Source organism: Corallococcus sp. AB049A (assembly GCF_003668885.1).
Taxonomy (GTDB): domain Bacteria; phylum Myxococcota; class Myxococcia; order Myxococcales; family Myxococcaceae; genus Corallococcus; species Corallococcus interemptor.
In genome coordinates, this window is sequence record NZ_RAWL01000450.1 from 1 (window position 1) to 6805 (window position 6805).

4 protein-coding genes, 5 tRNA genes and 1 other RNA gene are annotated in these 6805 nt (G+C 69.3%); 9 read left to right on the forward strand and 1 reads right to left on the reverse strand.

Translation table 11 applies throughout. The features are described from left to right. From D7X55_RS33095 to ffs, 9 genes are all read left to right on the forward strand, one after another. Positions 1 to 3051: tetratricopeptide repeat protein (locus tag D7X55_RS33095; protein WP_121725150.1), on the forward strand; the 3051-nt coding region annotated here is incomplete at its 5' end. Positions 3052 to 3140: 89 nt separating this feature from the next. Then, entirely contained in the window at positions 3141 to 4421 is a 1281-nt protein-coding gene (serS, locus tag D7X55_RS33100) for a serine--tRNA ligase (RefSeq protein ID WP_120552979.1), read from the forward strand. A 127-nt stretch (positions 4422 to 4548) separates the two neighbouring features. After that, a tRNA-Ser gene (locus tag D7X55_RS33105) sits at positions 4549 to 4635 on the forward strand. 42 nt (positions 4636 to 4677) lie between these two features. Beyond that, a tRNA-Ser gene (locus tag D7X55_RS33110) sits at positions 4678 to 4767 on the forward strand. A 29-nt stretch (positions 4768 to 4796) separates the two neighbouring features. After that, positions 4797 to 4873 (forward strand) — tRNA-Arg (locus D7X55_RS33115). 25 nt (positions 4874 to 4898) lie between these two features. Further along, a complete protein-coding gene (tadA, locus tag D7X55_RS33120; protein ID WP_120552978.1) occupies positions 4899 to 5366 on the forward strand; it encodes a tRNA adenosine(34) deaminase TadA in 468 nt (155 codons plus the stop codon). Positions 5367 to 5372: 6 nt separating this feature from the next. After that, a tRNA-Ser gene (locus D7X55_RS33125) sits at positions 5373 to 5459 on the forward strand. A 13-nt stretch (positions 5460 to 5472) separates the two neighbouring features. Continuing rightward, a tRNA-Ser gene (locus D7X55_RS33130) sits at positions 5473 to 5559 on the forward strand. 22 nt (positions 5560 to 5581) lie between these two features. After that, positions 5582 to 5674, forward strand: an RNA gene (gene ffs / locus D7X55_RS33135) — signal recognition particle sRNA small type. An 89-nt stretch (positions 5675 to 5763) separates the two neighbouring features. Here the strand turns inward: ffs and D7X55_RS33140 are convergent. Beyond that, the coding region (locus tag D7X55_RS33140; protein ID WP_121725151.1) for a mannosyltransferase at positions 5764 to 6805 on the reverse strand (1042 nt) is incomplete at its 5' end.

Sequence of the window (6805 nt, forward strand, 5' to 3'; positions counted from 1 at the left end):
CCCGTGCCCATGGATGATCCGTTCGCGGTGGACTTCACGTCGCCGCCGGCCCCGGCCGCGCCGCCCGCTCCGGACTTCCAGCTGGACTTCGGCGACCCCGCCCCCGTCCCGGCCTCCGCGGCCACGGGCCTGCCGGACGCGCTGGAGTTCGACCCCACCGCCGCGCCCGTGGATGACCTGGAAGCGGACCTCTCCGCGCCGCTGCCGCCCCCGCCCGCCTCGGGCCCCGCGGACGGCCTGGAGATGCTCAGCTTCATCGACGACAGCGCCGGCAAGGACACCGGTGGCCGCGCGCCGGTGAAGCGCTTCCACGTGCGCCGCCGCTCCGGGAAGATGTTTGGCCCCTTCGAGGAGGGCGTCATCGTCAAGATGCTCGAGGACGGCCAGCTCCTCGGCAACGAGGACGTGTCGCCGGACTCGGAGGCGTGGTCCGCCATTGGCACCGTGCCCGTCTTCGCCGCCGCCATCCAGCGGCTGATGGAGGGCCCGGCCAAGGCGGTGCCGCTCGCGGCCACCCCGGGCGCGCCGGCGCCGGACGCGGCGGGCGCCACGGATCCCGCCAACCCCCAGGCCAGCATGGAGCGGCTGCGCCAGCTCTACGAAGGCCGCATGGCCGCGGTGTCCGTCGTGGACCGCAGCGCCGCGGACGCCAAGTGGAAGAAGCGCCTGCCGGTCCTCATCGCCGCGGGCGTGTCGGTGCTGGTGCTGGGCACCGGCGCCAGCTTCGAGGCCAGCCGCTACGGCGCCTTCGGCCGCCACAAGTTCTTCCCGGCCCGCGTGTCCGCCGGCTCCGCCGAGGCAAAGCTCGTCGACGAGGCCCGCAAGGGCCTGCTCGCGGACACCTACGCCAGCTACAAGGAGGCGCGCGCCAAGAGCGCCCAGGTGCTGGCCAACGGCGAGTACCCGGAGGTCCGCGCCCTCTGGTGCCAGTCCGTGGCCTACCTGCAGCGCCGCTACGCGGACGGCGAACGCTCCGACCTCACCGCGTGCAACACCCGGCACATGGAGGCCATCGAGCTGCTGGGTGAGAAGAACGTGGAGGTCATCAAGACCACCGCCGCCATCGCCATCACCAACCGCAAGGCCGCGGACGTGCAGGCCCGCCTGCAGGACGCCTCCATCCGCGAGGACAACCAGGGCGACCTGGAGCTGGCCTTCCTCCTGGCGGAGTCCTACGCGCAGCAGAGGGACATCCCCAACGCCGTCGCCATGCTGACCAAGATCCTGGAGAAGGACGCGAAGTCCGCCAAGGCCCACCACGCGCTGGGCAACCTGTACCAGGCGCAGGGCAAGGCGGACGAGGCCGCCAAGGCCTACGCGGACGCGCTCGCCGCGGATCCGCAGCACGCCGCCTCCGCGGTGGAGCTGGCCGCGGTGGAGCTGCTGGTGCGCAAGTCGAACATCGAGCAGGGCGCCCAGGCCGTGGAGAGCGCGCTGAAGCTCCAGGACGCGCTGGGGCCCGCGGAGCGCGCGCGCGCCCGCGGCCTCAAGGGCGTGGCCCTCTTCCAGCAGTTCAAGCCCAAGGAGGCGGAAGCCGAGCTGAAGGAGGCCCTGAAGGACAACCCGGACTCCGCCTTCATCAAGGCGCAGCTCGCCCAGGTGCTGCGCTCGCAGCGCGCGTACGACGGCGCGCTGCCGCTCTACGAGGCGCTCGCGAAGGAGGACAGCGGCAACCTGGAGTTCGTGGACGGCCACATCACCGCGCTGGTGATGACGGGCAAGATGCAGGACGCGCTCACCGCCGTGGAGGCCGCCAGCAAGAGCTTCCCCAACGAGGCGCGCATCGCGTACCTCTACGGCCGCATCGAGGACGCGCTCGACAAGCCCTCGGAGGCCGAAGGCCACTTCAAGCGCGCCACCGCCGCCGACCCGAAGCTGGTGGACGCGGGCCTGTACCTGGGCCGCCTGTACCTGCGCCAGCACCGCAACGCGGACGCGCGCGGCCTCTTGGAGGCCGCCGCGCAGCAGGCGCCGGAGCACGCGGGCGTGCACGCGGGCCTGGGTGAGCTGGCGCTGTCGGAGAACAACAGCCTGCTGGCGCAGCAGGAGTTCGACCGCGCCGTGCAGCTGGACCCCAACCTGGCGGACGCCCACCTGGGCCTGTCCCGCGTGGCGCTGCTCAACGGCGACGCCTCCCGCGCGGAGTCGGAGGCCAACCGCGCCCTGGAGCTGGACCCGCACCTGTTGAAGGACGGCCGGCTGCAGCGCGGCCTGGTCCTCTGGCGGCTGCACCGGCTGGACGAGGCCGCCGCGGAGCTGGAGAAGGCCAAGGCGGAGGACCCGCGCTCCACCACCACGCCCATCACCCTGGGCGCGGTGCTCCTGGAGAAGGGAGACCTGGCCGGCGCGGAGAGCAACCTGGGCCTCGCGCTGCGCAACGAGCCGTCCAACCACGAGGCGCTCTACTACCTGGGCCTCGTGCGCGCGAAGCGCTCCGAGTACACCCAGGCGCTCGACAGCATGAAGACCGCCGTGGACCGCGCGCCCAAGCGCCCGGACTACCACTACGCGTACGGCGTCATCCTGCGCGACGCGAAGCGGCTGCCGGACGCCATCGAGCAGTGGAAGGCCGCCGTGGAGCTGCAGCCCACGTACGCGGACGCCCACGAGGCCCTGGGCCACGCCCACCTGGAGCGCTCCGAGTTCGACGAGGCCATCGCCTCCTTCGAGGCCGCGCTCAAGGCGGATCCGCAGCGCACGCGGGTGCTGGGCGCCATGGGTGACGTGCTCTTCAGCGCCGCCCGCTGGGACGACGCCGTCCGCCGCTACCAGGCGGCGCTCAAGGCGGATCCGAAGCTCACGTACGTCTACTACAAGGTCGCGCGCGCCTTCACCGAGCAGGCCCAGTACGCCAAGGCCATCGACTGGTACAAGAAGGCCACCACCGCCGAGCCGGACAACGCGCAGTCCTTCTACTACCTGGGCTTCGCCTACAAGGAGCGCAACAAGCGCAAGGACGCCATCACGGCCTTCAAGGAGTACCTGGAGAAGAAGCCGGACGCGGCGGACAAGAAGGACATCGAGGACGAAATCTACGACCTCGAACACTGACCCAACCCCTCCGGGCGTCCGGCCTTGAGCACCCGGTGCGTGGTGAGCCTTGCCGGCCCACGCCCGGGATGACTACAAGGCGGGCCCCTATGCTGGACCTCCGGAACGTTGCGCAGAACTTCGATGCGGTCGTCGCCCGACTGAAGACGCGGGGCGGCAGCCTGGACCTGGGCCCCTTCCAGGCGCTCTTCACCGAGCGCCGCGACCTCTATGTCTCCATGGAGGCGCTGGCCGCGCGCCGCAACGCCGCCAACGACGAGATGAAGCGCAAGGCCAAGGAGGACCCGGCCGCGCTGGAGAAGCTGCGCGGCGACCTGCGCGGCGTCTCCCAGGAGATCAAGGAGAAGGAGTCCCGCCTCAAGCAGGTGGAGGAGGAGCTCAATCAAATCCTCCTGGTCATCCCCAACGTGCCCCACGAGTCCGTCCCCTTGGGCACCAGCGCGGATGAGAACGTCCAGGTGAAGACCTGGGGTGAGAAGCCCCACCTGCTCTTCACGCCCAAGCAGCACTTCGAGCTGGGCGAGTCCCTGGGCATGCTCGACTTCGAGCGCGCCGCGAAGGTGTCCGGCAGCCGCTTCACCTTCTACAAGGGCGCCCTGGCCCGGCTGGAGCGCGCGCTCGTCACGTTCATGATCGACGTGCACACGTCCAAGGGCTACACGGAGCTGCTGCCGCCCTACCTCGTGCTGCGCGAGACGATGATGGGCACCGGCCAGCTGCCCAAGTTCGAGGACGACGCCTTCAAGACGTCCGGCGACCCCGAGCGCTTCCTCATCCCCACCGCGGAAGTCCCCGTGACGAACTACCACGCGGACGAAATCCTGGAGGGTGAGCAGCTCCCCATCCGCTACTGCGCCTTCAGCCCGTGCTTCCGCGCGGAGGCCGGCGCCGCGGGGCGCGACACGCGCGGCCTCATCCGCCAGCACCAGTTCCACAAGGTGGAGCTGGTGAAGTTCTCCCAGCCGGAGAAGAGCCTGGAGGAGCTGGAGGCCATGACGGACGACGCGTGCGACATCCTCCGCCGCCTGGGGCTGCACCACCGCGTGATGCTGCTGTGCACCGGGGACATGGGCTTTGGCGCCCGGAAGACCTACGACATCGAGGTCTGGCTGCCCGGCCAGGGGGCGTACCGCGAGATTTCGTCCTGCTCGGACTGCGGCGACTTCCAGGCCCGCCGCGCGAAGATCCGCTTCCGCGCCCAGAAGGGGGACAAGCCCCAGATGGTGCACACCCTCAACGGCAGCGGGCTGGCCGTGGGGCGCACGAGCATCGCCATCCTGGAGAACTACCAGCGGGAGGACGGAAGCGTCGCCATCCCGGAGGCGTTGGTGCCGTACATGGGCGGGCTGAAGGAACTTCGCCCCCTGTAGTCAGGCGGATGGGGCCCCCGACGTAAAAAAAGGGGCCAACATCTCGCTTGCCACGCGGAAGAAATGATGTAGAAGGGCGGCCCCACGGGCGCGGTTGGCCCGCCGGGAACCGAGCGGCACCTGCTGTGGAGGCGTGGCCGAGCGGTTGAAGGCAGCGGTCTTGAAAACCGCAGAAGGTGAAAGCCTTCCGTAGGTTCGAATCCTACCGCCTCCGATTTTGAGCTTGAGTTTCGTGGTTCTTTGACAGAGAAGAGTTGGAGAGATGGCCGAGAGGCTGAAGGCACAGGTTTGCTAAACCTGCATACTCGAAAGGGTATCGAGGGTTCGAATCCCTCTCTCTCCGCCACTTGATGTAAAGCAGCAGCCGGAAGAAATGCTCCCTTAGCTCAGCTGGATAGAGCGTCGGACTACGAATCCGAAGGCCGGAGGTTCGAATCCTCCAGGGAGCGCCACTTCTTCTTTTGGCGCGCACGTAACATGAGTGACGACATCGCTTTCATGCAGCAGGCTTTAGAGCTCGCGCGGGAAGCGGCTTCACTCGGTGAAGTTCCGGTGGGTGCTGTGGCGGTGCTGGACGGAAACGTCGTGGGCACGGGCTACAACCGCCGTGAATGCGACCGAAACCCCTTTGCTCATGCTGAGATGCTCGCGCTGGCGGCCGCAGCGAAAGCTCGCGATGCGTGGCGACTCTCCGGGGTGACCCTCTACGTGACGCTGGAACCGTGTGCGATGTGCGCCGGTGCGCTGGTTCAGTCTCGTGTCACCCGACTCGTCTTTGGTACAATGGACCCGAAAGCGGGCGCGGTCGGCTCGCTGTACAACCTGGTGGAAGAGCCCCGGCACAACCACCGGCTTCAGGTGACAAGCGGCATCCTGGCGGACGACAGTCGCCAGCTTCTCAAGACGTTCTTCGAGCGCTTGCGCGCGAAGCGACGTGAAAACTGAATATCTGGAGAGCTGGCCGAGTGGTCGAAGGCACCTGACTCGAAATCAGGCGTACCGGCAACGGTACCGTAGGTTCGAATCCTACGCTCTCCGCTCCAAAGTCTCTGGAGAGGTGGCCGAGCGGTTGAAGGCACACGCCTGGAACGCGTGCATATCTGAAAGGGTATCGTGGGTTCGAATCCCACCCTCTCCGTTGTTAGCTTCGAAGTAGCGATTTTGTGGTCGGGACAACGTGGGGGCGCGAACCCCGCCAGGTCCGGAAGGAAGCAACGGTAGCGTACTTCCGCGTGTGTCCCGGCCGTTCTGTTTCACCTGAAGCGCCGACATCCCTCCGGGGATGCCGGCGCTTCGGCTTTGCGGGCTTGCCCTCCCCTGCCCGTCCTCCCTGACGCCCCCTTCAGTCGCGGGCGAGGATGGTCTCGCGCCCCACCTCGCGGACGACGCGGAAGCCGGCGGCCTGGAGCTCCGGCAGGGCCCGGCCCTCGAAGGTGACGGCGCGGTTGAAGGCGCGGTCCCGGATGGAGGCCTGGAAGGCCGCGTCGTGGGGCCAGTCGCAGGTGCGCCAGGGGATGTTCTTGCCGATGTAGAAGAAGCCCCCGGAGCCCCACAGCCCCTCGTTGACGATGAGCAGCCCCGTCGCGTCCCCCCGCGTGGCCCGGACGATGGCGCGGAACTGGTCCGCGCGAAGGTCGCTGGAGGGAAAGCCCCGCCCGTGCAGGAAGCCCAGGGCCAGGGCGAGCACCGCCGCCCCGTTCCTCGGGCCCTGCCGGGGGAGCGTGGTGATGGAGGCGGCCAGCTGGGCCGCGGCCGCGAGCAGCGCCACCACCAGCCCCGGGTAGAGGAAGCGCTCCTCCTTGTGCGGCGTCGTCAGGAGGACGGCGGTGTAGACGGCCGCGCAGGTGAGCGGCAGGGACAGCGCGCGGAAGCGGACCAGGGGCTTCAGCGACAGGGGCACGGCCGCCCAGGCCCACAGCGGCACGGCCTGGAGCAGCGGCTCCCAGTAGAAGTCCGGCGGTGAGGCGCCAAACGCGGCGGCCGCCTTCCCGGAGAGGACGTTGTAGTCCACGTAGGCCAGGAACGAGTGGAAGGGCTGGCCCCAGGTGGCCCAATCCAGCAGCCCCAGGCCCCCGGCGACCACCAGTCCGCCCACGCAGGTGAAGGCGAGCAGCCGCCACCTGCGGGCCACGGCCAGCCACCCGAGCGCGGCCACCACGAAGAGGGCGGACGGGTAGCGCGTCACCACGGCGAGCCCCAGGGCCAGGCCGCCCAGGAGCCCGGCCCTTCGCACCCGGGAGGCCACGCCGGTGTCCGGCCGGTCCAGGGCCTCCATGGCCACGAGGAGGAAGGACGCGGAGAAGGACTCGGACAGGGTGCGTCCGGCGAAGAGGAGCACCGGCGCGCTCAGCCCCACGAGCAGCACCGCGAGCGCCCCACCCCAC